This window comes from Pandoraea terrigena (assembly GCF_902459705.1).
In the GTDB taxonomy this organism is placed as follows: domain Bacteria; phylum Pseudomonadota; class Gammaproteobacteria; order Burkholderiales; family Burkholderiaceae; genus Pandoraea; species Pandoraea terrigena.
Window position 1 is genome coordinate 46,180 of record NZ_CABPRU010000008.1, and the last position, 25,796, is coordinate 71,975.

General features: G+C 62.6%; 22 protein-coding genes. 14 read left to right on the top strand and 8 right to left on the bottom strand.

All coding sequences use genetic code 11. The annotated features are described in order from the left end of the window. The first annotated feature begins 69 nt into the window (after nt 1-69). Together rbfA and truB are read left to right on the top strand one after the other, a co-directional pair. Nucleotides 70-504, top strand: coding sequence for a 30S ribosome-binding factor RbfA (rbfA, locus tag PTE31013_RS16250; RefSeq protein WP_150613815.1), 435 nt, complete (start codon nt 70-72; stop codon nt 502-504). A 112-nt stretch (nt 505-616) separates the two neighbouring features. Further along, nucleotides 617-1,603, top strand: coding sequence for a tRNA pseudouridine(55) synthase TruB (truB, locus tag PTE31013_RS16255; protein ID WP_150613816.1), 987 nt, complete (start codon nt 617-619; stop codon nt 1,601-1,603). A 161-nt stretch (nt 1,604-1,764) separates the two neighbouring features. On the opposite strand, the gene PTE31013_RS16260 is transcribed toward truB, so the two are convergent. Both PTE31013_RS16260 and PTE31013_RS16265 read right to left on the bottom strand, forming a co-directional pair. Then, the gene (locus tag PTE31013_RS16260; RefSeq protein ID WP_150613817.1) at nt 1,765-2,259 is read right to left on the bottom strand and encodes an acyl-CoA thioesterase; all 495 of its coding nucleotides are present in this window, start codon (nt 2,257-2,259) and stop codon (nt 1,765-1,767) included. Between the two features lie 167 nt (nt 2,260-2,426). Continuing rightward, nucleotides 2,427-3,887 (bottom strand): efflux transporter outer membrane subunit, encoded by a 1,461-nt coding sequence (locus PTE31013_RS16265; protein ID WP_150613818.1) that lies wholly within the window; start codon nt 3,885-3,887, stop codon nt 2,427-2,429. 88 nt (nt 3,888-3,975) lie between these two features. On the opposite strand from PTE31013_RS16265, the gene PTE31013_RS16270 reads away from it, so the two are divergent. The 5 genes from PTE31013_RS16270 (at nt 3,976) to PTE31013_RS16290 (ending at nt 10,372) form a co-directional block, all read left to right on the top strand. Beyond that, nucleotides 3,976-4,593, top strand: coding sequence for a TetR/AcrR family transcriptional regulator (locus PTE31013_RS16270; RefSeq protein WP_150613819.1), 618 nt, complete (start codon nt 3,976-3,978; stop codon nt 4,591-4,593). 77 nt (nt 4,594-4,670) lie between these two features. Then, nucleotides 4,671-5,777 carry an efflux RND transporter periplasmic adaptor subunit gene (locus PTE31013_RS16275; RefSeq protein WP_150613820.1) on the top strand — a complete coding sequence of 369 codons (1,107 nt, stop codon included), beginning with the start codon at nt 4,671-4,673 and terminating at the stop codon, nt 5,775-5,777. After that, nucleotides 5,774-8,875 carry an efflux RND transporter permease subunit gene (locus tag PTE31013_RS16280; protein ID WP_150613821.1) on the top strand — a complete coding sequence of 1,034 codons (3,102 nt, stop codon included), beginning with the start codon at nt 5,774-5,776 and terminating at the stop codon, nt 8,873-8,875. The genes PTE31013_RS16275 and PTE31013_RS16280 overlap by 4 nt, the downstream gene beginning before the upstream one ends. Before the next feature lie 8 nt (nt 8,876-8,883). Then, complete coding sequence (locus PTE31013_RS16285; RefSeq protein ID WP_150613822.1) at nt 8,884-9,693, top strand: oxidoreductase; 810 nt, start codon at nt 8,884-8,886, stop codon at nt 9,691-9,693. A 136-nt stretch (nt 9,694-9,829) separates the two neighbouring features. Continuing rightward, the gene (locus PTE31013_RS16290; RefSeq protein ID WP_150613823.1) at nt 9,830-10,372 is read left to right on the top strand and encodes a PaaI family thioesterase; all 543 of its coding nucleotides are present in this window, start codon (nt 9,830-9,832) and stop codon (nt 10,370-10,372) included. Between the two features lie 339 nt (nt 10,373-10,711). Here PTE31013_RS16290 and PTE31013_RS16295 read toward each other — a convergent pair whose 3' ends face one another. From PTE31013_RS16295 to PTE31013_RS16310, 4 genes are all read right to left on the bottom strand, one after another. Further along, nucleotides 10,712-12,262: a DHA2 family efflux MFS transporter permease subunit gene (locus tag PTE31013_RS16295; RefSeq protein ID WP_150613824.1), complete on the bottom strand. Its 1,551-nt coding sequence runs from the start codon at nt 12,260-12,262 to the stop codon at nt 10,712-10,714. 36 nt (nt 12,263-12,298) lie between these two features. Next, nucleotides 12,299-13,534, bottom strand: coding sequence for an HlyD/EmrA/EmrK family protein (locus PTE31013_RS16300; RefSeq protein ID WP_150613825.1), 1,236 nt, complete (start codon nt 13,532-13,534; stop codon nt 12,299-12,301). A 73-nt stretch (nt 13,535-13,607) separates the two neighbouring features. Continuing rightward, complete coding sequence (locus tag PTE31013_RS16305) at nt 13,608-15,125, bottom strand: efflux transporter outer membrane subunit (protein WP_150613826.1); 1,518 nt, start codon at nt 15,123-15,125, stop codon at nt 13,608-13,610. Nucleotides 15,126-15,242: 117 nt separating this feature from the next. Beyond that, the gene (locus PTE31013_RS16310; protein ID WP_174978603.1) at nt 15,243-15,713 is read right to left on the bottom strand and encodes a MarR family winged helix-turn-helix transcriptional regulator; all 471 of its coding nucleotides are present in this window, start codon (nt 15,711-15,713) and stop codon (nt 15,243-15,245) included. Between the two features lie 317 nt (nt 15,714-16,030). On the opposite strand from PTE31013_RS16310, the gene typA reads away from it, so the two are divergent. Further along, complete coding sequence (gene typA / locus PTE31013_RS16315; protein ID WP_150613828.1) at nt 16,031-17,851, top strand: translational GTPase TypA; 1,821 nt, start codon at nt 16,031-16,033, stop codon at nt 17,849-17,851. A 214-nt stretch (nt 17,852-18,065) separates the two neighbouring features. Beyond that, nucleotides 18,066-19,178 (top strand): enoyl-CoA hydratase/isomerase family protein, encoded by a 1,113-nt coding sequence (locus PTE31013_RS16320; protein WP_150613829.1) that lies wholly within the window; start codon nt 18,066-18,068, stop codon nt 19,176-19,178. 38 nt (nt 19,179-19,216) lie between these two features. Here PTE31013_RS16320 and PTE31013_RS16325 read toward each other — a convergent pair whose 3' ends face one another. Both PTE31013_RS16325 and lexA read right to left on the bottom strand, forming a co-directional pair. Then, nucleotides 19,217-19,645, bottom strand: coding sequence for a hypothetical protein (locus tag PTE31013_RS16325; protein ID WP_150613830.1), 429 nt, complete (start codon nt 19,643-19,645; stop codon nt 19,217-19,219). A 174-nt stretch (nt 19,646-19,819) separates the two neighbouring features. Then, nucleotides 19,820-20,473 (bottom strand): transcriptional repressor LexA, encoded by a 654-nt coding sequence (lexA, locus tag PTE31013_RS16330; protein ID WP_150613831.1) that lies wholly within the window; start codon nt 20,471-20,473, stop codon nt 19,820-19,822. A 254-nt stretch (nt 20,474-20,727) separates the two neighbouring features. Between lexA and PTE31013_RS16335 the strand changes: the two genes are divergently transcribed. The 5 genes from PTE31013_RS16335 to PTE31013_RS16355 are packed head-to-tail and all read left to right on the top strand — an operon-like array spanning nt 20,728 to nt 25,663. Next, on the top strand, nt 20,728-21,759 hold the full coding sequence (locus PTE31013_RS16335; protein WP_174978594.1) for a sulfate ABC transporter substrate-binding protein: 1,032 nt from the start codon (nt 20,728-20,730) through the stop codon (nt 21,757-21,759). A gap of 33 nt (nt 21,760-21,792) precedes the next feature. Next, on the top strand, nt 21,793-22,656 hold the full coding sequence (gene cysT, locus PTE31013_RS16340) for a sulfate ABC transporter permease subunit CysT (protein WP_150613832.1): 864 nt from the start codon (nt 21,793-21,795) through the stop codon (nt 22,654-22,656). A gap of 20 nt (nt 22,657-22,676) precedes the next feature. Further along, nucleotides 22,677-23,582 (top strand): sulfate ABC transporter permease subunit CysW, encoded by a 906-nt coding sequence (cysW, locus tag PTE31013_RS16345; protein ID WP_246174635.1) that lies wholly within the window; start codon nt 22,677-22,679, stop codon nt 23,580-23,582. Between the two features lie 27 nt (nt 23,583-23,609). Continuing rightward, nucleotides 23,610-24,692, top strand: coding sequence for a sulfate/molybdate ABC transporter ATP-binding protein (locus PTE31013_RS16350; RefSeq protein ID WP_150613834.1), 1,083 nt, complete (start codon nt 23,610-23,612; stop codon nt 24,690-24,692). Between the two features lie 32 nt (nt 24,693-24,724). Continuing rightward, nucleotides 24,725-25,663, top strand: a complete 939-nt coding sequence (locus PTE31013_RS16355) for a CysB family HTH-type transcriptional regulator (RefSeq protein ID WP_150613835.1) — start codon at nt 24,725-24,727, stop codon at nt 25,661-25,663. The last annotated feature ends 133 nt before the right edge of the window (nt 25,664-25,796 follow it).

A 25,796-nucleotide genomic window follows, 5' to 3' on the forward strand; every position in this document is an offset into this window, starting at 1 on the left:
TGGATGTGGAATGGCCCACCAAGCCGGGAAACCGGTGGCGTGGGCCATTGCATTATTAGCGAGTTTGTTATGGCAAAGAAACGTGGTGTTCCGGGGCGAAATCTTCGCATCAACGATCAGATCCAGCGCGATCTGTCGGAGTTGATTCAGCGCGAAGTGAAAGACCCGCGCATTGGTCTGGTGACGCTGCAAAGCGTGGAAGTCACGCCCGACTATGCGCATGCGAAGGTGTTTTACACGACGCTGACCGGCGATCCGAAAGCCACCGGCGAGGCACTCAACGAGGCGGCGGGCTATCTGCGCAATCTGCTGTTCAAGCGGTTGCACATCCACACGGTGCCGACCCTGCATTTCCACTTCGACCAGTCGATCGAACGTGCGATCGAGATGGCGCGGCTGATCGATACGGCCAACGCGACACGCGCGAAAGACGAAGCGGACGAGGGCGTCGCCGACGAAGGTACGCACGGCGACAAGGAAAGCGACGGCAAGTCCGTCGACTGACGACATCGCCGGGCCGCCCGATGGCGTGCCTGGCGGTATTGCGACACCTGCGCACTTGTGATGAGTGCTGCGGGTTGACTCCCACAAGACTCTCTCAAGCCCTCCCCGCATCATGACGGACCCGCGTTCGCAGGCACCCCGCCAAAAACTTCCCCGTTTCGCGCTCGATGGCGTGTTGCTCCTGGACAAGCCGCTGGGCCTGTCGTCGAATGACGCGCTGATCAAGGCCAAGCGTCTGTTGCAGGCGCTCAAGGCGGGGCATACCGGCACGCTCGACCCGTTGGCGACCGGGCTGTTGCCACTGTGCTTCGGCGAGGCGACGAAGTTCTCGCAAGACTTGCTCGAAGCCGACAAGACCTATGAGGCGCGTGTGCGTCTGGGCGAGACCACGACGACCGGTGACGCGGAGGGGGAGGTGTTGCAGACGCGTCCCGTGACGGTGGACGAAGCGGCGATTCGCGCGGTGCTGCCACGTTTCACGGGACCGATCTCGCAGGTGCCGCCGATGTACTCGGCGCTCAAGCGCGACGGCAAGCCGTTGTACGAATATGCCCGCGCAGGGCAGACCCTCGAGCGCGAAGCGCGTGAGGTCACGATTCATGTATTGGAAATGACCGAGTGCGCGTTGCCCGACGTCGCCGAATTCTCATTTCGCGTGACCTGCAGCAAGGGCACATATGTGCGGACGCTGGCGGAAGATATCGGTGAGGCACTGGGTTGCGGCGCGCATTTGCGCGCGCTGCGGCGCACGGGCGTCGGACCCCTCACGCTCGACGGCGCCGTGACGCTCGAAGATCTGGGCGCGCTCGATCACGCGCAACGTGTGGCGCGGCTGGCGCCGGTCGACGCATTGCTCCGGACGCTTCCGACGATCTGGCTCGACGAAACGCTCGCCAGGCGGTTCAGCCACGGACAACGTTTGCGTCTGGACGAGGCGCGCTGTTCACAGGCGCTGCGCGCCTGCGCCGCGGCGTCCGAGGCAATCGAAGTGAAGGTTTATGCCGAAGCCGATGGCGACGCCGCGGCGAAGTTGCTGGGCGTCGCGCGGCTCGATGGCGAGGCGCTGCTCACGCCGCAACGGCTGTTGAAGACGCAATAGACGCAACGGGCGCGCCCGACACCGATCAGCGACCGCCGGTGGCGTTCAGTCACCGCGTCGCGGCAGGCTGTTATTGCGATGAGGGGCATGCTCGCGCGCCTCATCGGTTCCCAGGGCGTCCCCTCTCGCGCCTTTTCGCGGTCGAGCGAGCGCCGTCGCCGTTAGCTGGCGACGTTCTCTGGCTTGAGTTCCACGATGGCGTCCAGCGCGGCCTTGACGTCCATCGCGTACTTGGCCAACGCCTTCTGCTCGTCCGTTTTCGGCTCGAATGACGGAATGCCGACCGGGTGATTGCTCTCGTCGACGGCGACGAACACCATCAGGCAGTCGGTCGTCTGGCGCAGTTCTCCCCACTTGGGGTCGCCCGCGTGTACCGACACGTGGATGTGCATACTGGTGCGGCCCGTGGCCACGATGCGCGCGCGCAGTTCCACCAGGTTACCCACCAGAATCGGTCGGCGGAAGCGGATGTTGCCGACGCTGACCGTCACGCAATAGCGGCCCGACCAGGTGGCCGCGCAGGCATAGGCCACTTCGTCGATCCATTTCATCAGCGAGCCCCCGTGCACCTTGCCACCAAAATTGACGGCGGCCGGCTCGGCCAGAAAGCGGAAGGTGACTTCTGAGCGTTCGTTCGGGTTCTGCGGGGTAGTCATGGTGTTGCTCTTGGCTTGGGGAAGGCGCATTCCCGAGCGTCGTGCGGTGTTCCGTCACGCCGTCGGGCAATCCGCAATCATACTGTGATTGCGTAACACGTGCCGACGCGCATCGCCGATCGACCTCACTGTGGCACGTTGACCGAAGCTGTTGGATTGCCCAGGCATCAACGAGCTGCCATCGCTTCGGATGAGATTGACTGCCAGCCGCCTCCAAGCGCCTTGAACGCCGCGACGGCAGCACGCGCCGATTCGGTCTGTGCCTGTGCCCTCGCATCCGACGCGCGCAAAAGAGACTCGTCGGCGTGCAATACGTCGATCAGACTCGCAGCCCCTCGCTGATACGCGGCGAATGACGATTCCCTTGCACGGGAAAGCGATACCTCGCCTTGCGTCAACGTCGTGGCCTGCTCCTCGCGATTGACCAATGCAGAAAACGCATTTTCAACATCCTCGGTCGCGCGCAGAACGGCCTGGCGGTATGCAGCCAATGCCTCGGCATCCCGTCCCTTCGCAAGATTGATCTGCGCATTGATGCGGTTGAAGTCGAACAGGCGCCACCTCAGCCCGAGCACGGCCGATGCTTGGTTCGCACCGCTGGTGAATAGATTTCCGCTGGCAATTGCCGTGGCGCTCCCCAGCAATCCACTCAGCGAGAATTTGGGGAAATACTCGGCAATCGCTTCACCGATTCGGGCGTTGGCCGCAGCAAGCCGGCGTTCGGCCACGATCAGGTCAGGGCGTCGCTGAAGAAGGTCGGCGGGCGACCCCATATTGGCAATCTGCGGCGTCGCGGGAATCGGTGTGACAGTTTCGAGTTCGGGCCGATGCGTGCCTGGAGGATCACCCAGCATCACATCCAATGCGTTCATCGCCGCATCAAGGCCTATCTGGAGAGCGGGAACCGTCGCTTGCACCTGCGACAGTGCACCTTCTGTCTGCCGTACTTGATATTCGGCAGCCAGCCCCTTCCCGTAGAGCAGGCTGACCTTCGCCAGCAAGTCTTGCTGGGTCTTGACTTGCTGGCGGGCAATGTCGAGACGGGTCTGCAAACCTCGAATGGTGACGTAGATGTCCGCTGTCTGTGCAGCAACTGCCAGTCGCGTCGCAACGGCGCCGGCCTGCGAGGCTTGGTAGTCGGCCAGTGCCGCTTCCCGGCCACGCCGCAGGCCGCCGAACACATCGACCTCCCAGCTCGCCCCGAGATCAACCTCGTAGGCATTTCCCCACCTGTCATATCCAGGTGTGGCATTGAGCACTTGTCCCAGAGGGGTTTCAACTGACTGATGGGCGCGAGCCGCCGAGCCGCCGGCCACGCCCGACGGAAGCAAGGCTGCACTGGCAGCCCCAAGTCCGGCGCGAGCTTGCGTGACACGGGCTGCCGCCTGTGCCAAATCCAAGTTCTGTTCAATCGCCAACGATACGAAGTGCGTGAACAGTGGATCGTTGAATCCCTGCCACCATGTCGCCAGTTCGGAATCAGACGTGCCGAGCCCTTGTTCGGCCGTCGCTTGCCCAATGTAATGGCTCGAGAGAGGCACATTCGGGCGGTGATAGTCCGGACCTACCGCGCAACCAGCCATCACGCTGGTGCAGAGGAAAAGGACAATGGAACGACGGGCGAGCATGATGATCCTTGGGCTAAGGGTGTTGCGTGACTATAATACAAAATGGTCACTCGTTGTCAATCTTTGATGCCCGAGGTAAGCTGACAAAATGACCAAAGCACACACGCCCACGCCCCAGCTTCGGGGGCCTTCGGATCATGACGTCCGAGATCAGATCGTCGAGGCAGCGACCGAATATTTCGGCCGCTACGGCTATGAAAAAACGACCGTTTCCGATCTGGCGAAGGCAATTGGCTTCTCCAAGGCTTACATCTACAAGTTCTTCGACTCCAAACAGGCGATTGGCGAGGTCATCTGCGCCAATCGCCTGAGCGCAATCATGATCGCCGTCGATGAAGCCATCGCCGATGTGCCCGCTGCTCCCGAGCGGCTGCGTCGCATGTTCAAGGCATTAGTGGAGGCTGGCAGCTATCTGTTCTTCCACGACCGCAAGCTCTACGACATTGCCGCGACCTCAGCCAGCGAGTCCTGGCCGTCGGTTGGCGCATACGAAGATCACCTCAAGGTCCTCGTGTTGCAAACCGTGCGCGATGGCCGCGAGTCCGGTGAATTCGAACGCAAGACCCCGCTGGATGAAACGGTCAATGCCATCTATTTGGTTATGCGCCCGTACATCAATCCGCTGCTGTTGCAGCACAACCTGGACAATGCCGCCGAGGCCACGACTCAACTATCCAGCCTGATATTGCGGAGCCTGGCACCTTAGCCCTGGTTGGTGACTATTGACTAATTTGGTCACTTGAATAAAATGGGAACACTATTTCTTCGTCAAGAAGGGTTCCCATGCTTCGGCGCCAGCTTGCCTCGTATGTCATTTGCCTGTTGCCGCTTGCCCTAGCGGCATGCGGTGACAATCACTCCGCCGATCCACGAACGGAGGCTCCACCCGTCAGGGTCGGGGCCGTTCAAGGCGCATCGGCCGCATCTCGATCATTCACGGGTGTCGTGGCGGCACGGGTGCAAAGCGACCTTGGCTTTCGTGTATCGGGCAAGGTGCTGGAGCGCCTGGTCGATACCGGACAGACAGTCAGGCGCGGCCAGCCTCTCATGCGCATAGACCCGATCGACCTGGGATTGCAGGCTCAAGCGCAACAAGACGCGGTGTCGGCAGCGCGGGCGCGTGCCAGGCAAACGGCCGATGATGAAGCGCGCTACCGCGATCTCGTCGCCGAAGGCGCTGTTTCGGCATCTGCGTACGATCAAATCAAAACCGCAGCCGATTCAGCGCGGGCGCAGCTCAAGGCGGCCGAGGCGCAGGCCGACGTTGCCAGGAATGCGTCGAGCTATGCCGTCCTGCGCGCCGACACGGACGGCGTTGTAGTTGAGACGCTTGCCGAACCGGGGCAAGTGGTAAGCGCCGGCCAGCCAGTCGTTCGCCTGGCGCGGGCGGGGCAGCGCGAGGTGATCGTGCATCTGCCCGAGACACTGCGACCCGCCGTTGGATCGCTCGCCCAAGCGACCTTGTATGGCAACCGGCAGGGTGCCGTGCCAGCAAGATTGCGGCTGCTCTCAGATGCCGCAGACCGCGTGACGCGCACTTACGAGGCTAGGTATGTGCTCGAAGGCGCGTTGGCCCAGGCGCCTCTGGGGGCCACCGCCACCGTGGAAATCCCTGGGGGAGCGGAATCCGCGCCATCGCTGCAAGTTCCAATCGGCGCATTGTTCGATCGCGGTAAGGGGCCGGGCGTATGGGCCATCGAGGGGAAGCCTGCAAAGACGGTCTGGCGCTCTGTTCAAGTGCTCGGTTTGTCGGACGACGTGGCGCGGGTGAAGGGCAATCTCAGGATCGGCGACCCGGTGGTATCACTCGGTGCGCATCTTCTTCGTGAAGGCGAGATCGTCAGGCCGATCGGCCAAGGCGAAGCGATGGCTGCCGGAGACCACCCATGAGCGAGGGACGTTTCAATCTTTCGGCGCTCGCGGTACGCGAACGCTCCATCACGCTGTTCCTGATTATCTTGATCTCCGTCGCGGGCATTCTCGCGTTCTTCCAGCTCGGGCGCGCGGAAGATCCGCCTTTCACCGTCAAGCAGATGACGATCGTCACTGCCTGGCCGGGAGCGACGGCGCAGGAAATGCAGGATCAGGTTGCCGAACCGCTGGAAAAGCGCATGCAGGAACTGCGGTGGTATGACCGCACGGAAACCTATACGCGGCCCGGTCTGGCCTTCACCATGGTTTCGCTGCTCGACAAGACGCCACCTTCGGCGGTTCAGGAGGCGTTCTATCAGGCCCGCAAGAAGCTCTCGGATGAAGCCAAGAGGCTGCCCGCGGGCGTCATTGGGCCGATGGTCAACGACGAATATGCGGACGTGACGTTTGCGCTCTTCGCCCTCAAAGCCAAAGGCGAGCCGCAACGGCTGCTGGTGCGCGACGCGGAATCACTGCGCCAGCAGCTATTGCACGTTCCGGGGGTAAAGAAGGTCAACATCATTGGCGAGCAGCCCGAGCGCATCTTCGTGTCCTTTTCCTACGATCGCCTTGCCACGCTGGGCGTTACGCCTCAGGACATCTTTGCCGCACTCAACAGCCAGAACGTACTGACTCCCGCGGGCTCCATTGAGACAAAGGGGCCGCAAGTCTTCCTTCGCGTTGATGGTGCGTTCGACAAGCTGGAGAAGATCCGCCAAACGCCAATCTACGCGAAGGGGCGGACGCTGAAACTGTCGGATGTGGCGACCGTCGAGCGTGGCTATGAAGATCCGGCCGCCTTTCTGGTTCGCAACAATGGCGAACCCGCTTTGCTGCTCGGTATCGTGATGCGCGATGGCTGGAATGGCCTCGATCTTGGCAAGGCACTTGATGCGGAAACCACTAAATTCAACGCAGAACTTCCCTTGGGAATGACGTTGACCAAAGTGACGGATCAGTCCGTCAACATCGGCTCGGCAGTGGACGAGTTCATGGTCAAGTTCTTCGTCGCCCTGCTTGTCGTGATGGTGGTCTGCTTCCTCAGCATGGGATGGCGCGTCGGTATCGTGGTCGCGGCGGCGGTGCCGCTGACGTTGGCGGCGGTATTTGTCATTATGGCCGCCACCGGGAAGAACTTCGACCGCATCACGCTCGGCTCGTTGATTCTGGCGCTGGGCCTGCTCGTGGACGACGCTATCATCGCCATCGAAATGATGGTGGTGAAGATGGAGGAAGGTTATAGCCGCATCAAAGCCTCCGCCTACGCCTGGAGCCGCACGGCGGCCCCTATGCTGTCCGGCACGCTGGTAACGGCCATAGGCTTCATGCCCAATGGGTTCGCGCGTTCGACCGCTGGCGAATACACCAGCAACATGTTCTGGATCGTCGGCATTGCTCTGATCGCTTCCTGGGTGGTGGCGGTGGCGTTCACGCCCTACCTCGGGGTGAAGCTGCTGCCGGATATCAAGAAGATCGAGGGCGGGCACGAGGCCATCTATAACACGCGTAATTACAACCGCTTCCGGCGGGTGCTCGGGCGCGTCATCGCCCGCAAATGGCTGGTCGCGGGCGCGGTGGTCGGGACGTTTGTGCTGGCCATCCTTGGCATGGGCGTGGTCAAGAAACAGTTCTTCCCGACTTCAGACCGCTCGGAGGTACTGGTCGAGGTACAGATGCCATATGGCACCTCGATTGAGCAAACCAGCGCAGCGACGGCGAAGGTCGAAGCCTGGCTGGCAAAGCAAGGCGAAGCAAAAATCGTGACCGCCTACATCGGCCAGGGGGCACCACGGTTCTACCTGGCCATGTCACCGGAACTGCCCGATCCGTCGTTCGCCAAAATTGTGGTGCTGACGGGCAATCAAGAGCAGCGGGAGGCCCTTAAATTCAGGTTGCGCAAAGCCGTCGCCAACGGATTGGCCCCCGAGGCCCGGGTGCGCGTGACGCAGCTCGTGTTCGGTCCGTATTCACCATTCCCCGTCGCCTATCGCGTTATGGGGCCAGATCCGGACAAGCTGCGCGCGATCGCCGCGCAAGTCGAGTCCATCATGCAGGCCAATCCGATGATGCGCACGGTCAATACGGATTGGGGCGCGCGCGTGCCCACCTTGCATTTCATCCTGGATCAGGATCGGCTCCAGGCCGTAGGGCTGACTTCCCGTTCGGTGGCCTTGCAGTTGCAGTTCCTGTTGAGCGGGGTGCCGCTTACAGAAGTTCGTGAGGACATTCGCTCTGTGCAGGTAGTCGGCCGAGCGGCCGGCGATATCCGCCTTGACCCCGCGAAGATTGCCGGCTTTACGCTGGTCGGGGCGGCAGGGCAACGCATTCCGCTGTCGCAGGTAGGAACGGTCGAGGTGCGCATGGAAGACCCTATCCTGCGACGCCGTGACCGCACGACGACCATCACGGTTCGAGGCGATATCGCTGAAGGACTGCAACCGCCAGACGTGTCTACCGCTGTCTTGAAGCAGTTGCAGCCGGTCATCGACCAGCTTCCCTCGGGATATCGGATTGAACAGGCCGGCTCGATCGAAGAATCCGCCAAGGCCACCGTTGCCATGGTGCCGCTGTTCCCAATCATGATCGCGCTCACGCTGCTCATCATCATCTTGCAGGTGCGTTCGATCGCGGCCATGGTCATGGTGATCGCCACAAGTCCGCTTGGTTTGATCGGCGTGGTGCCGACCTTGCTGATTTTCCGGCAACCGTTCGGCATCAATGCGCTGGTTGGCCTGATCGCGCTGTCGGGAATCCTGATGCGCAACACGCTGATCCTGATCGGGCAAATCCGTCACAACGAACAGGACGGATTGAGTCCGTTTAATGCGGTCGTCGAAGCCACTGTCCAGCGTGCAAGGCCAGTGATATTGACCGCACTGGCCGCCATCCTGGCGTTCATCCCACTGACCCATTCTGTGTTCTGGGGAACACTGGCCTACACGCTTATCGGCGGCACCTTTGCAGGAACAGTTCTGACTTTGGTGTTCCTGCCGGCCATGTATTCCATCTGGTTCAAGATCAGGCCAATTCCTTCGCAAAACGGATCGTCCGCTGACCTTAACGCAGCGCACAAATAGGAACTGCCATGTCGAATTCAAGAAAAGTTGTTGTCATTACTGGTGTGTCATCGGGCATCGGGCGTGCCGTCGCGATGAAATTTGCCGAACAAGGGTGTCAAGTATTCGGAACCGTTCGTGATACGGCCAAGGCGCAGGCAATACCCGGGGTCGCGCTCGTTGAAATGGATGTTCGTGACGAAGCATCCGTTCAACAAGGCATCCAGGCCGTTATCGCCCAAGCCAAGCGTATCGACGTGCTGGTCAACAGCGCGGGGGTGACCCTGCTCGGAGCGACCGAGGAAACGTCGATTGCCGAAGCTCAGACGTTGTTCGATACCAACCTTTTCGGCCTCTTGCGCACGATCCAGGCGGTGCTGCCATGCATGCGCAAGCAACATGCTGGTCGGATCGTCAACATCAGCTCTGTGCTGGGCTTTCTGCCCGCACCGTACATGGCGCTCTATTCGGCATCCAAGCATGCCGTTGAAGGACTGTCCGAGACGTTGGATCACGAGGTGCGCCAGTTCGGCATTCGCGTGGCGCTTGTCGAACCCTCTTTTACCAAAACCAACCTGGATCTCAATGCGCCCCAAACGGCCTTGAAGATAGCCGAATACGGCAGGGATTTCGGCGTGGTTTCCCAGGCCATTCTGACGCTTGTCCAGAAAGCGCCCGACCCCGACGGCGTAGCCAGCACGATTGTCGATGCGGCTCTGGGGCGCTGGAAGATGCGCCATACGCCCAAAGGCGAGGCGTCGCTTCTGGCTAAATTGCGCCGTTTCATGCCTGCTGGCCCGGTCGGAAAAAGCCTGAGAAAAACATTTGGATTGGCCTGAGCCCGCGGCGACTCAAAGCGTTTATTTCTGAGGTGTCACGCGCACCGGCGCGACTTGAATGGCGCCATAACCGACCGAGATAACTGAGCAGGCACATCGCAGAAACGTCCGCAAACCTAGTTCCTGGAGGCTTCATATGCAAACCGCACTGGATATTGGCTGGATGGCCCAGCATGAAGCGGCGTGTCAACGCGCTCTGGCTGGAGGAGGGCAACCGGGTCTGGCGAAAATCAACCAGATTGCCGGAAAGACCGGGCGTGAAATCCTCGAGGCCATGATGTCCGGCGCGCTGCCATATCCGCCCATGAACGACACCATGAACATGACGTTGCTGGAGGTGGACAACGGCCGTGCAGTATTCCAGGGCACCCCGTTGCAACAGCACTACAACCCGCTGGGAAGCGTGCATGGCGGCTGGTTTGCCACGTTGTTGGACTCCGCATTGGGCTGTGCCGTGCAAACCATCCTGCCGGCTGGACGTTCCTATACAACCGTCGAACTCAGCATCAATATCGTGCGCTCGGCCACTGACAAGACAGGACCGTTGCGCGCGACAGGTACGGTGATTCATGGCGGCCGCCAGATCGCAACGGCTGAAGCACGTATCGAAGACGCGCGCCGCAGACTCTATGCCCATGCGACAACCACCTGCATGGTTTTTGATGTGCCAGCGTCTTGAAAGTCTCCCGCACCGAAACCTGTTCTGATCGTTGGTCGCGTCCGCGAGTGATTTCTGTCCGACAAGAACAGATGAGTATGGCGGACGAATAACGCTTGGGCTGCCGCCGCTTCCAGGCGCCGCATGGGGCCAGTCGGACGGAAGTCCGGTTAGGTTTCGGAAAGCACTGGCATATGTTGAACTCGCCAGATTCCTTGATAAACCCGCTGTATCGGGCTGCGGCGTAGTCCAGCGCAATTCGGTGCTGGAGTCGTCGCGAGATAAAAACCCCCGCCAACTTCAGCGGGGTTCGAGATGTGCCCGGTGCTTGCAGCGCCGGACACTGGGGAAGTCTTCGCGTCAGTGCGCGCCTGCGGCGGCGTCGGCACCGCCGCCACCCTTCATCGGCCGCGTGATCCACACCATCGAGATCATCAGCAAGAACAGCACGGCCGAGATCCAGAAAATGTCGTTCGCACCGAGCATGGCCGACTGTTGCGTGACCAGCCGGTCGATATAACCGTTGGCCTGCGGCGTGGTCATGCCGAGCTGGTTGAGCGTTTGCACGGAGGCATTGAACGTCGGGTCGTAGGGCGTCAAGTGCTCGGTCAACTGCGCATGGTGCAGCGTGATGCGGTTCTCCCACATCGTCGTGGAAATCGACGTGCCCACCGCACCGCACGTGATCCGCACGAAGTTGGACAGTCCTGCCGCCGCGGGAATGCGATCTGGCGGCAACCCCGACAGGATGATCGCGGTGAGCGGGATGAAGAACATCGACATCGGCACGCCCTGCAGGAATGTCGGGATCATCAACGTGCGCGTATCGACGAGTGTGTTGAAGTGCGAACGCATCAGGAACACCAGCGCGAACAGCAGGAACGAGACGGTCACGACCCAGCGGGCATCGAGCCTGGGCAACGTCTTGCCGATTACCGGCGACAGCAGGATGGCGAACAGGCCCACCGGTGCCAGCACGAGACCCGCCTCGGTGGCTGTATAGCCGAGATAGATCTGTAACCACTGCGGCAGAATCACCAGGTTTCCGAAGAACAGGCCGTAACCGATTGAGATCGCCACGACGCCACCGGTAAAGTTGATCCGCTTGAAGAGCGTCAGGTCGACCACCGGATGCTTCTCGGTAATTTCCCATATGACGAAGAAGCAGAACGACACCAGTGCCACGAGTGCGAGCACGACAATGGTCGACGAATTGAACCAGTCGAGTTCCTTGCCCTTGTCGAGCATCACCTGGAGCGAGCCGACCCACAACACGAGCAAGGCCAGCCCGACGGTGTCGATCGGCTTGCGTTGCGTGGCGGTTTCACGCTTGGCGTAGATCAACCATGTGACATACGCGGCGGCGATGCCGATCGGGATGTTGATGTAGAAGATCCAGGGCCAATGGTAGTTATCCGAGATCCAGCCGCCGAGAATCGGCCCCATCACCGGCGCGACCAGCGTTGTCATGCCCCATAGCGCAAGGGCCATTGAACTCTTCGCGCTCGGATAGCTCGAGAGCAGCAGCGATTGCGAGAGCGGAATCATCGGCCCGGCCACCGCGCCCTGCAACACGCGAGCCGCGAGCAGGAATTCGAGCGTGGGCGCCATGCCGCACAGCCACGACGCCAGCACGAACAGCAGGATCGACGAAATGAACAACCTGACCGCACCGAAGCGCTCGGTCAGCCAGCCCGTGAGCGGCACCGAAATGGCGTTGGCCACGGCGAACGACGTAATCACCCACGTTCCCTGGCTCGACGAGACGCCAAGGTCGCCGGAAATGGCGGGAATCGATACGTTGGCAATCGAGGTGTCGAGCACGTTCATGAACGTGGCGAGCGACAAGGCGATGGTGCCGAGGACCAACTGGCCCCCCGTCAGGGGACCAGAAGCGTTTTGATTTGCCATGAGATGTCAAAGGGGGTGGGGGCACCCCCCTCCGCTTTACAGGGGACGTGCGCGAGCCGGCTGGTTGCGCGTGTCGCTGGCGCCGTCTGCGCCTGAGGCAGCCGCGGCACCGGCGTTTTCGGTGATGATCTTGGCGACGATGTCGTCGGCGTCGTGGCCGATTTTGTCGAACACGTCGGTGGCGTACACCGGCAGGGCGGGCGCTTCACCCAGTTCCTTGCCATTCGTGTTTCGCACGTCCACCTTGACCTGCATCGACAGGCCGACACGCAGCGGATGCTGCTGCAACTGCTTCGGGTCGAGCGCGATGCGCACCGGCAGGCGCTGCACGACCTTGATCCAGTTGCCCGTCGCGTTTTGCGCCGGCAACAGCGAGAACGCGCTGCCCGTACCTGCCGAGAAGCCCGCCACGGTGCCCTTGTATTCCACCGCCGAACCGTACACGTCGGCGGTGAGTGTCACCGGTTGGCCGACGCGCATGTGCGCGATCTGGACTTCCTTGAAGTTGGCATCGACCCAGACTTGATTGAGCGGCACCAGCGCCATGAGCGGTGCGCCCGTGGCCACGCGCTGACCGACCTGCACCGAACGCTTGGCCACGTAGCCGTCGACCGGCGCCGGGATCGACGTGCGGGCGTAGTCGAGATACGCTGCGCGCACCTTCGCCGCGGCCTGTTGCACGTTCGGGTGCGTTGTCACCGAGGTCTTGTCCGTCAGGGCCCGGTTCGACACCCATTGCGCACGCGCCTGCTCGAGTGCGGCCTGTGCCGTCTTCACGGCGTCCTGTGCGTGGGCCAGTTCTTCGCGCGACACGGCGCCCGTCGCAATCGCCATCTCGCGGCGCTTCACGTCGGCCTGCGTCTTGGCCAGCTCCGACTCACGCATGGCCACGGTGGCGGCGTAGGCGTCATTGTTCACGAAGTAGGTGCGCACCTGACGCACGGTCTGCGCCAGATTGGCCTCGGCTTGCAGCAGGGCGACGCGGGCATCGGTCGGGTCGAGCGTGACCAGTGGCTGGCCCGCCTTGACCAGTTGCGTGTCATCGGCCTTGACGCCAGTCACGGTCCCTGGCACCTGCGGGGTGATCTGCACCACGTTGCCTGCGACGTAGGCGTCGTCGGTGTCTTCGTAGAAGCGCGCGTACAGCCCGTAATAGGCACCGTAGGCGATGGCCGCGATCGCGATCACGGCCGTTAGCGTCAGCATCATGCGGCGGCGCTTGCCATTGCCCTGAGCCGGCTGGGCAGGTGCTTGTTGTTGGTTCTCGCTCATCATTCGCTCCGTACTAATCTCTTAATGTGCTTCGACGTTGTCTTGTCAGTCTTGTGTGATGTGTAGCGGCCGCTCAGTGCGTCTGCACGGCGTTGCCGTCGGTCTTGGCGGGGCGTTCCTGCCCCACGACGAGACCCGCCGCCTGGGCATCGAAGCCACCGCCAAGCGCCTTGATCAGGCCGATCTGCTGGTCGCGGCGTGCACTTTCGATATTCACGCGCGCCTGTTCCTGCGTCAGCAGCGACGACTCTGCCGCGAGCACGGTCAACTGCGGCGTGAGACCCGCCTTGTAACGGTCGACGGCCAACTCGTAGGCGCGTTGCGCGGCGTCTTGTGCGACGCGTTGCGAGACCATCTGCTTGTCTGCCGAGCGGATCGACGACATGCGATCCGCGATGTCGCCGAGCGCCTGGTTCAGCGTCGAGTCGTAGTTCGCCACCGCGCTTTCATACGCCGCGTATTGCCCCTTCAGGTTGGCGCGCAGGCGGCCGCCGTCAAAGATCGGCAGCGAAATTACCGGACCGTACTGGATGCTCTGGCTGCTCGGATCGATCAGCTTTCCGAGCCCGAAGGTGGAAAAGCCAAATGCGGCGTTCAGGTTCACATCCGGATAGAAGCGTGCCTTCGCGACATCGACACCCTTGAGCTGTGCTTCCACGCCCCAGCGTGCCGAGACGATGTCCGGGCGGCGGCCAAGGAGCGTGAGCGGCAGGTTGTCGGGCAGGGCCGGTGTCGCGAGCTGTGCGAGTGTCGGACGCGCGACCGACAGGCCGCGATCCGGCCCCTTGCCGAGCAATACGCCGAGTTGATGGCGCGTCAGCAGGATCTGGCCGTCGAGTTGCGCGATTTGCGTTTGAATGTCGGCCGTGTTGCTCTCGGCCTGCTTCTGCTCGACTTGCGTGTCGAGACCCGCCCGCACGCGGTCCGCCGTCAATCGGCCGAGGTTTTGACGTTGCTTGCTGATGCGATCGAGCACGTCATGCAGGGCGTATTGCTGGGCGAGTTGGTTGTAAGCGCGAGCCACGGCCGTGGCCAGCGCGAGCCGCACCTCCTGATCTTCGGCTTCTTCGGCGCGCTCGGCCGACGTGGCTTGTGCCCGCGCCGAGCGGTTCTTGCCCCACAGGTCGAGTTCCCACGACAACGATGCCGTCAGATCGCCCTGGGTGAACCAGGTGCCGCCGTAGCCCGGCGGGTAGATGGTGTTCTCCGTGAATTTTTCACGATAGATGCTGCCCGAGGCGTTCACCGACGGCAGCAGCGCGGCGGCCGCGCCTTCGGTCTGTGCCTGCGCCGCCTTCAGGCGGGCGGCCGCCATGGCCAGATCGGGGTTGCCGGCAAGGGCTTCGTCGATCAACGAGACGAGTTGCGGGTCGCCGAACCGCTGCGCCCAATCGGTGCCCGGCCACTGGCCGCCCTCGCCGGGCAGGCTGCGCTGGGTCTGATACTGCTCGGGGGTACTGATGTGCTTGTCGCTATGGATGCCGGCAAAATTCGCACAACCGGCAAACCCCAGCGTCACTGCCGCCAGACAGAGGGCGGAAATGATGGAGCGGGCCCGCAGATGCGGGAGGAACGGTGAGGCCACTTTCATCGCGAAGCCTTTACGAGTGACATTAGGGACCGACAATAATCGGAAACTGGGGATGACGAGTACCAGGAATAGTGGACTCGACACGCTTTTCTGCGGCAAATCGAGGGCGCGTCGCCGTCATCCGGTCTCGCCGTTGGCGATGACTCGTCGCAACAGGCTTTTCAGAAACCCCACCTCTTCCACGGAGAATCCCCGCATCAGATGGTCGGCTGCGCGCACGAAAATGTCCGGCATTCGGTCGGCCATGGCGTATCCGGCGTCGGTCGCACTCAGGTTCACGGTGCGGCGATCCATCTTGCTGCGCTCACGCACGAGCAGACCCTGTGCTTCGAGCCGGTCGAGCAGGCGCGTGACGGCGCTCGCGTCGATACAGTAGTCGCGCGCCAGATCGGCCGCCGTCTTGCTCTTGCCTGTGGCCACCTTGTAAAGCATGGTGGCCTGGGTGCTCGTCAGGCCGTATTGCGACGTTTCTTTCGTCAACTCCGCCAATATCAACTGGCGCACGCGGGCGACGAGATAGCCCAGGGAATTGTCGATGTCGTAGGCACACCCCGGGGAATCATTCGGGGGCGCATCCGGCGGCGACAGCGGCGCGGCATCGGAAGGGGGCGTGGACGGATCGATCATTTTCGTGTTGCTGCAATAGTTGACTAGTCACGATTATAGCGGTGACTTAATAAATTGCAAGGCCATGCAATGATTGACTAAGCAAATATTTCACTGAAAATTAGACGCCAGACTCTAATTTGGTGTGGCTGTGAGGGGGCGGCGCGTCCCGGTGAAAGCGACGCTGGCGCGGTTTCCACAGGGGGTGTCGTTGTTGCATTGCAGAAAGGCCATGACGTGAGACACGCGCAAGTGGTAGAATCGCTGATTCTCCAAAGGCTTTTTTCGAGCACCTCTTCATGACCCGCGCTCTCCGTAATATCGCCATCATCGCGCACGTCGACCACGGCAAAACCACGCTCGTCGACCAATTGCTGCGCCAGTCGGGCACCTTCCGCGAAAACCAGCAAGTCGCTGAACGCGTGATGGACTCGAACGACATTGAAAAAGAGCGCGGCATCACGATCCTCGCCAAAAACTGCGCCGTCGAATACGAAGGCACGCACATCAACATCGTCGACACGCCGGGACACGCGGACTTCGGCGGTGAAGTGGAGCGCGTGCTGTCGATGGTCGACAGCGTGCTGTTGCTCGTCGACGCCGTCGAAGGCCCGATGCCGCAAACGCGCTTCGTGACCCGCAAGGCCCTCGGCCTTGGTCTGAAGCCGATCGTCGTGGTCAACAAGATCGACCGTCCGGGCGCACGTCCGGATTGGGTGATCAACCAGACGTTCGATCTGATGGACAAGCTCGGCGCCACCGACGAGCAGCTCGACTTCCCGGTCGTCTATGCGTCGGCCCTGAACGGTTTCGCCAGCCTCGACTCCGATGTGCGCGAAGGCACCATGCGCCCGCTGTTCGACGCGATTCTCGAGCACGTGCCGGTCCGTGAGGCCGATGTCGACGCGCCGCTGCAACTGCAGATCAGCTCGCTCGACTACTCGACGTTCGTGGGCCGTATCGGTATCGGCCGTATCACGCGTGGCCGTATCAAACCGGGCCAGCAAGTGGTGATGCGTTTCGGTCCGGAGGGCGAAGTCCTCAAGCGCAAGATCAATCAGGTGCTGACGTTCCGCGGCCTGGAACGTGTGATGTCGGACGGCGCGGAAGCGGGCGACATCGTGCTGATCAACGGTATCGAAGACGTGGGTATCGGCGCGACGATTTGCGACGTGGATGCGCCGGAAGCCTTGCCGCTGCTGACGGTGGACGAGCCGACGCTGACCATGAACTTCTGCGTGAACACCTCGCCGCTGGCCGGCCGCGAAGGCAAGTTCGTGACGAGCCGCCAGATTCGCGACCGTCTGCACAAGGAACTGAATCACAACGTGGCGCTGCGCGTCAAAGACACCGACGAGGATTCCATCTTCGAAGTGTCGGGCCGTGGCGAACTGCACCTGACGATTCTCATCGAGAACATGCGTCGCGAGGGCTACGAACTGGCCGTGTCGCGTCCGCGCGTGGTGCTCAAGGAAATCGACGGCGTGAAGCACGAGCCGTACGAAATGCTCACCATTGACGTGGAAGATGAGCATCAGGGCGGCGTCATGGAAGAAATCGGCCGTCGCAAGGGCGAAATGCTGGACATGGTGTCGGACGGCCGCGGTCGTACGCGTCTTGAGTACCGCATTCCGGCGCGTGGCCTGATCGGCTTCCAGGGCGATTTCCTGTCGATGACCCGCGGTACAGGCTTGATGAGCCACATTTTCGATGCGTACATGCCGCTCAAGGACGGTACGCTGGGCGAGCGTCGCAACGGCGTGCTGATCTCGCAGGACGACGGCGCGGCCGTGGCCTATGCCCTGTGGAAGCTGCAGGATCGCGGCCGCATGTTCGTGTCGCCGGGCGACGCGCTGTACGAAGGCATGATCATCGGTATCCACAGTCGTGACAACGACCTTGTGGTCAACCCGATCAAGGGCAAGCAACTCACGAACGTGCGTGCGTCGGGTACCGACGAAGCCGTGCGCCTGGTGCCGCCGATCGCGATGAGCCTCGAGTACGCTGTGGAATTCATCGACGACGACGAACTGGTCGAAGTCACGCCGCAGACGATCCGCCTGCGCAAGCGCTATCTCAAGGAACATGAGCGCAAGCGCGCGTCGCGTGAAGAGAAGTAAAGCCGGCAAGGGGATCGCGGCGTAGCAGAGAGACTTCTGTTGCGCACCGATGCCTGTCTGTTGGAAAGAAAGCCGGTGCCTCGCGCCGGCTTTTTTGTTTTATCTTGCCGTGTTGGCTGATGTGCGGCGCAAGTGTGTCCGCATGGTGTTGATCGCCCCAGAGGATCGCGTTGTGCGCGCGTCCGTTCCATTGACGTCTTTGAATCGCCCAGACATGACCGACTTTGTTCGCACCGAAATCCGTGGTCGCATCGGCTTCATCACGCTGACCCGCCCGAAAGCGCTCAACGCGCTCTCGCACGACATGATTCGTGCAATGGCTTCGGCCCTCGACGCGTGGCGCGACGATCGGGATGTGCTTGCCGTCGTCTTGCAGGGCGAGGGGGAGAAGGGCTTGTGCGCGGGTGGCGACATCCGCTATTTCCACGAGGCCGTGAGTGCGGGGCGCACCGACATCATGGATTTCTTCACGGACGAGTATGCGTTGAACTACACGATCGCCACTTACCCGAAGCCCTATATCGCGCTGATGGACGGTGTGGTGATGGGCGGCGGTATGGGCATCTCGCAGGGCGCGGCGCTGCGCATCGTCACCGAGGCCACGCGCATGGCAATGCCCGAGACGGCGATCGGTCTGTTTCCCGACGTGGGTGGCGGATGCTTTCTCGCCAATCTTGCCGGTCATCTTGGCGAGTACCTTGGCACGACGGGCGTGGTGTTCGGTGCCGTCGACGCGTGCGAGATCGGCCTGGCTGACATAGTGGTGCCGCGCGCCGAATTGCCTGCGCTCTGCGCATGGCTGGCGAACCGCGATTGGCCGGACAGCGGGGCGGTACTCGATGCGGCACGCGCGTTCGCCCGACAAAGCTCGCCGCCTGCCGGCCTGGCCCCTGGCAAGCTCGCGCCGCTGCGCGACGCGATCGACCGTCATTTCGGTCTGGCGGATATGCCGGCCATCCTGGCGTCGCTCAAGCACGAACCCCGCTGCGAGTTCGCCGGCTGGGCACAGGAGACGGAAGCGCTGTTGCGCGCCAAGCGTTCGCCGTTGATGGTGTGCGTTACGCTCGAACAGGTGCGCCGCGCACGCAAGCTGTCGCTCGCCGATGAGTTGCGCGAAGAGTGGCTGATGATGCGCAGCGTCTTCAATCTTGACGGGCGCACCGGGGCTGAAGGCATAGAAGGCATTCGCGCGATGGTCGTCGACAAGGATCACTCGCCGCGCTGGCAGCGCGACAGCATCGAGGCGGTGACGCCCGCGGACGTCGCGCGATTCTTCGACGGCGATCGTTCCGGTGCGGACAATCCGCTGCGCGAACTCGGGCAATAATTCCGTCGCACAGTGGATCGGCGTGCTCGCCAGAAGGCTTACACCGCTGCCTGACAGAACTGCTCGCCAACGGCCAGATCGAGCTTGCGGCAGATGTCGGCGATGCTGCCGACCATCACGATGTGCGACACGTCGCGATACACGCGGACCTCGTGCCCCTCGTGCGCACCCTGTGCCGTAGGCGCGTCGTGCCGCTGGGTGCCTCGCACGCTGCGTGAGGCCTTGACGGCTTTTCCCGTGGGACAGGTGCGGCGCGTCGCCGATGCCACGGCGGCCGCGAGCGTGCGGGGCAGGGCGGTAGAGCGCGAGCGCGCAGGCACGGTGTAGGAGCGTGCGATGGCCGGGGCGGCGGCAAACGGGCCGGACAAGGCCGAGAGTCCGTACACCGCAGACAGTCGCGCCTGCGACGACGCACGAACGCGCGGTTGATCAAACGACGTACGCAGCAAACCAAAGAGTCGAGCCATGATGCGATCTTTCCTCCAATGTGGGTCTGAGGGGCGCGTCCTGCCACGACCTTGGGAAATTGCGGGCGCAGCAGGGCACGGGCGCCGGACCCAGCCCGGCGCAGTCGGAAAAGCAAATCGTCAGTGAGCGGGGCGCTGCGTTACCGTGACGCGGCGCAGTGCCCGGGATGGTGCCTAGAGATCGTTATTGCGGATCAGGCCGACCGCAATGCCTTCCAGCGCAAAGTCACCGCTGCCTTCATTCACGTTGATGTTCTGGAAGTCGGGGTTCTCGGCGATCAACTCCACGCCGCCCGGCACACGGTGAAAACGTTTGACGGTCACGTCGTCACCGATGCGCGCCACGACGATCTGACCCTCGCGCGCGTCGGCGGCCTTCTGCACCGCCAGCAGATCGCCGTCGAGAATGCCCGCGTCGCGCATCGACATGCCGCGCACCTTCAGCAGGTAATCGGGTTGGCGTGCGAACATATTCGGATCGCACTGGAAATTGCGTTCGATGTGTTCCTGCGCCAGGATCGGGCTACCCGCCGCCACGCGCCCGACGAGCGGCAGCGACAGTTGCATCAGACCCATGTGCGGCAATGTGAACTGATAGGCGCCACCGGCTTCGTCCAGCCGCTTGAGACGGATGCCGCGCGACTGGCCCGCGGCCAGTTCGATCACCCCTTTGCGCGCCAGCGCCCGCAGGTGCTCCTCCGCGGCATTGGCGGAAGAGAAGCCGAGTTCGGCGGCGATCTCCGCACGCGTCGGCGGAAAGCCGGTGCGCTCGATCGCTTGTCGGACCAGTTCGTAGACCTGCTGTTGACGAGCAGTAAGTTTGATCATGGCATCACTGTATGGAAGCACAGGTGGCTGTATTTTTGTACAGTGTTTGCAAAAACGCAAGCGAAAACTTCATCGGGACATGGCGTTCTTGCGTCACGCACGGGGCTTGGGACTTCCCGCCCGTTCCGTGTGGCGTGGATAAACACGCGTCAATCCACAATTCGGCATAAGCAATTGCTTAAGTATTATTTTTAATTATTTAGATGTCCCCATAGACTGGCCTCCTACACAAGACACAAGGGGGCGTGCAAGTCATGAGCCAAGCCATACGGGGATGGAAAGTCAAGGCGTTGGCGGTCGCACTGGGCGGGCTGACGCTGGCGGCGGGCCTGTCGATTCAGGCACAGGCCGCGAGTCTTTCGCTGCTCAACGTGTCGTACGACCCGACACGTGAGCTGTACGCCGACTACAACAAGGCGTTCGAGGCCCACTACAAGCAGACCACTGGCGACACGGTGACGCTCAAGGCCTCGCACGGCGGCTCGGGCAAGCAGGCCCGTACCGTGTTGGACGGGGCGCCGGCCGACGTCGTCACGCTCGGCATCTCCGCCGACATCGACGAACTGGCGCGGGCCGGTCTGGTGCACAAGGATTGGCAGACACGTCTGCCCGACAACGCCACGCCGTACACGTCGACCATCGTGCTGCTCGTGCGCAAGGGCAACCCCAAGCAGATCAAGGACTGGAACGATCTCACCCGGCCGGGCATCAACGTGGTCACACCGAACCCGAAGACGTCGGCCGGTGCCCGCTGGAACTACCTCGCCGCGTGGCTCTATGCGCTCAAGCGGCCTGGCGGCAACGAGCAGACAGCGCGGGCGTTCGTCGCGGCGCTATACCGGAATGTCAGCGTGCTCGACTCCGGCGCGCGAGGGGCCACGACGACCTTCGTCGAGCGCGGCATCGGCGACGTGCTGATCGCCTGGGAAAACGAAGCACTGCTCTCTGTGAAGGATCTCGGTCCGGACAAGTTCGACATCGTCGTGCCGTCGTCATCGATCCTCACGGAACCGCCGGTCGCGGTGGTCGACAGGAACGTGGACAGGCACGGTACCCGCAAGGCCGCCGAGGCCTATCTGCAGTGGCTGTATTCGCCGCAAGGGCAGGAGATCGCCGCGAAGCACTTTTATCGTCCCCGCTCGCCGGACATCGCCAGAAAGTACGCATCCCAGTATCCAAAGCTCAAGCTCTACACGGTGGACGCCGATCTGGGGGGCTGGACGAAGACGCAGGCCAAGCATTTTGCCGACGGCGGCATCTTCGATCAGATCTACACGACGAAGTAATCCCGGGACCTCGGGAGACAAAGGGATGCACACATGAGTACCGCACTGTTTCCTCGCTGGCGCAAGCCGAGTGCCTTGCCCGGCTTTGGCTTGACGATGGGCTACACCGTGGCGTACCTGAGCCTCGTGGTGCTGGTGCCGTTGCTGATGGTCTTCATCAAGGCAAGCTCACTCGACGTGGCGAGTTTTTTCTCCGCCGTCAGCTCGCCGCGCGTGCTGGCCTCTTACCGTCTTACGTTCGGCCTCTCGCTGGCGGCCGCCGTCCTTAATGCGGGGTTCGGATTTGTGCTGGCATGGGTGCTGGTGCGCTACACATTCCCCGGCAAACGCTTCGTCGACGCGCTGATCGACCTGCCGTTTGCCTTGCCGACGTCGGTCGCGGGGATCGTGCTGGCCGCGATCTACGCGCCGAACGGCTGGATCGGACGCTGGTTCGCGCCGCTTGCGATCAAGATCGCCTTTACACCGTTGGGCATCTTCGTGGCGCTGACGTTCATCGGGCTGCCGTTCGTCGTGCGCACGCTCCAACCCGTACTCGAGGTATTCGAACGCGAGCAGGAAGAGGCCGCCGCATGCCTGGGCGCGACACGTTGGCAGACGTTGCGCCACGTGATTCTCCCGGCGCTGCTGCCCGCCTTGCTGACCGGTTTTGCGCTGGCGTTTGCGCGCGCGGTGGGGGAGTACGGTTCGGTCATCTTCATTGCCGGCAACTTGCCGATGGTCTCGGAGGTCACGTCGTTGCTGATCGTCACCAAGCTCGAGCAGTACGACTATGCGGGCGCCGCGGCGCTGGCCGTGGTGATGCTGGTGATTTCGTTCCTGTTGTTGCTGCTGATCAATACCCTGCAATGGTGGTGGCAACGCCGTCATGCGGGCCGAAGCGCCAGTGGCGTGTAATTCAGGAGAGCGTTTCGATCATGTCCGATTCCCTTGCATTGCCACGCGCGTTGCCGCCCTCCACCCAGGCCCGCCAGGCCCATCCGACGGGCGAGCCGGCGTTCGTCAAGGCCGGACTCATTGCCGTGGCGCTGCTGTTCTTCGCCTTGTTTCTGCTCTTGCCGCTCGCGTCGGTCTTCGTCACGGCGCTGGGCAAAGGCTTCGCCGCGTACTGGGATGGGCTCACCCACGACGATGCGCTGTCCGCCCTTCGTCTCACGCTGCTGATCGCCGCCATCGCCGTGCCGCTCAACCTGGTGTTCGGTGTGGCAGCGTCGTGGGCGATCGCGCGCTTCGACTTCAAGGGCAAGAGCGTGCTGACCACGCTCATCGACCTGCCGTTCTCGGTCTCGCCGGTGATCGCGGGCCTCACGTTCCTGCTGATCTTCGGCCGTCAGGGGCCGCTGTGGGACTTTCTCGACGCGCACAACCTGAAGATCGTGTTCGCGTTGCCCGGACTGATCCTCGCCACGGTGTTCGTCACGTTCCCGTTCGTGGCGCGCGAACTGATCCCGCTCATGCAGGCGCAGGGCGGCGAGGAAGAGGAAGCGGCGCGCGTGCTGGGCGCGAGCGGCTGGCAGGTGTTCACACGTGTGACGCTGCCGAAAATCAAATGGGGTCTGCTGTATGGCGTGATCCTCTGCAATGCCCGGGCAATGGGCGAGTTCGGTGCCGTGTCGGTCGTCTCCGGCCATATTCGCGGCGAGACGAACACGCTGCCGCTGCACGTGGAGATTGAATACAACGACTACCACACCGTGGGCGCGTTCGCGGCGGCGTCGATTCTGGCGTTGCTCGCGCTCGCCACGCTGGCGTTGAAGCTGTGGGGCGAACGCAAGCTGGCACAAGACGAGGCCGCGCGCCGTAAAGACGCCGTGCGGGCCTGAGCGGACATCGCCTCAAGGAGCAAGACAATGAGCATCCAGGTACAACAGCTGTCGAAACGCTTCGGCGATTATGCGGCGCTCGACGACGTCACACTTGAATTTCCGGCCGGCGAACTGGTCGCGTTGCTCGGGCCGTCCGGCTGCGGCAAGACCACGCTGCTGCGTATCGTGGCGGGGCTCGAGTTCGCCGACACCGGCCGCGTCGTGTTCAACGGCGAGGACATGGCGTCGGTCGGCACGCGCGAACGCCAGGTCGGCTTCGTGTTCCAGCACTACGCGCTTTTCCGTCACATGACCGTGTTCGAGAACGTGGCGTTCGGCCTGCGCGTGAAGTCGCGCCGCCAGCGGCGCTCGGACGCGCAGATCCGCGCCAAGGTGCACGAACTGCTCGGCCTCGTGCAACTCGAGTGGCTGGCCGATCACTATCCTGCGGAACTCTCGGGGGGGCAGCGTCAGCGCATTGCGCTGGCGCGTGCACTGGCCGTGGAACCGAAAGTGCTACTGCTCGACGAACCGTTCGGTGCGCTCGATGCCAAGGTGCGCAAGGCACTGCGCAGCGAATTGCGCCGTCTGCACGACGAGCTGCATATCACCACGATCCTGGTCACACACGATCAGGAAGAGGCGCTCGACGTGGCCGATCGTATCGTGCTGATGCATCACGGCAAGGTCGAACAGGTCGGGGCGCCGCAGGACGTGTACGACACGCCGCGCAGCCCGTTCGTCTATGAGTTTCTCGGCGATGCGAACCGGCTGCCGGGCGCGTTGCGCACGCACGACTTCATCGCCGATGTCGGTGCCGGCGCGTTTCGTGTGACGGTGGGAAAGGACGATTTGCCGGCCCTGTCGCAGGACGGTCGCGCGATGGCGTACGTGCGTCCGCACGATCTCGCGCTACTGCCGGCGCACGACGGCGGGCCGGGGATCGACGTGGCGGTGCGTCGTGCGATTCCCCTGGGCGGCACGGTGCGCGTGGAACTCGCCGCACCAGGGGGCGCGGTGTGGGAGGCAGAACTGACCCGCTCGGGCTGGCAGGCGCTGGGGGCGGGGCAGGGGGCGACGCTGCGGGCGGTGCCGCGTCAGTTGCGGGTGTTTGCCGAGCAGGTGTGAGCCGCACGGCGCAGCAAGGAGGGAATCCCATCATGAATTTTCAGCAATTGCGCTACGTGCGCGAAGCCGTTCGGCAGAATCTCAACCTGACGGCAGCCGCGAGCGCGCTCTACACGTCGCAGTCGGGCGTGAGCAAGCAGATCAAGGATCTCGAGGACGAACTGGGCGTGGATGTCTTCGTGCGTCGCGGCAAGCGGCTCACGGGCCTCACCGAGCCCGGCAAGGCCGTACTGCAACTGATCGAGCGCATGTTGCTCGACGCCGAGAACCTGCGTCGGGTGGCGCGTCAGTTCGCGGATCAGGACAGCGGTCACCTCGTGGTGGCGACGACCCACACGCAGGCGCGCTATGCGCTGCCGCAGGTCATCAAGTCGTTCACGCACGTCTATCCGAAGGTGCATCTGGCGTTGCGTCAGGGCAGCCCGCGTCAGATCGCGCAGATGGTGATCGACGGCGAGGCCGACATCGGCATCACGACCGAGGCGCTCGATCGCTTTCCCGATATCGTTACATTCCCGTGCTATTCGTGGCATCACGTTGTCGTCGTGCCGAAGGATCACCCGCTGGTCGGGCGTGAGCGCGTCACGCTCGCGGACATCGCCGACTACCCGATCATCACCTATGACGGCGACTTTACAGGCCGCTCGCACGTGGACAAGGCGTTCTCCGATCTGGGGCTGGTGCCGGACATCGTGCTCACCGCGCTCGATACGGATGTGATCAAGACTTACGTCGAGCTGGGATTGGGCGTGGGGATCGTGGCGGCGATGGCCGTCGATCCGCGCAAGGACCAGGATCTGGCCGTACTGGAACTGGACAATGCGTTCGAGCCGAGCACGACGCGCATCGGCTTGCGTCGCGGCGCGTTCCTGCGCTCGTATGCTTACCGTTTCATCGAAACGCTTGCCCCGGCGCTCAAGGAGCAGGACATCTCGACGCAACTGCGGGAAGCGCTCGAATTTGCGGCCTGACGCTGCGTCGCGCTGTCGCGCCGGGCGCCTTCCGACGCACTGCCGGGCGTTCGCCGGCGCGTCGCCGACGTCGGCCCCGATCCCGCCCAACGAGGCGGGATCGATATTTTCAACGATTGGGAAGCCGGGCAGT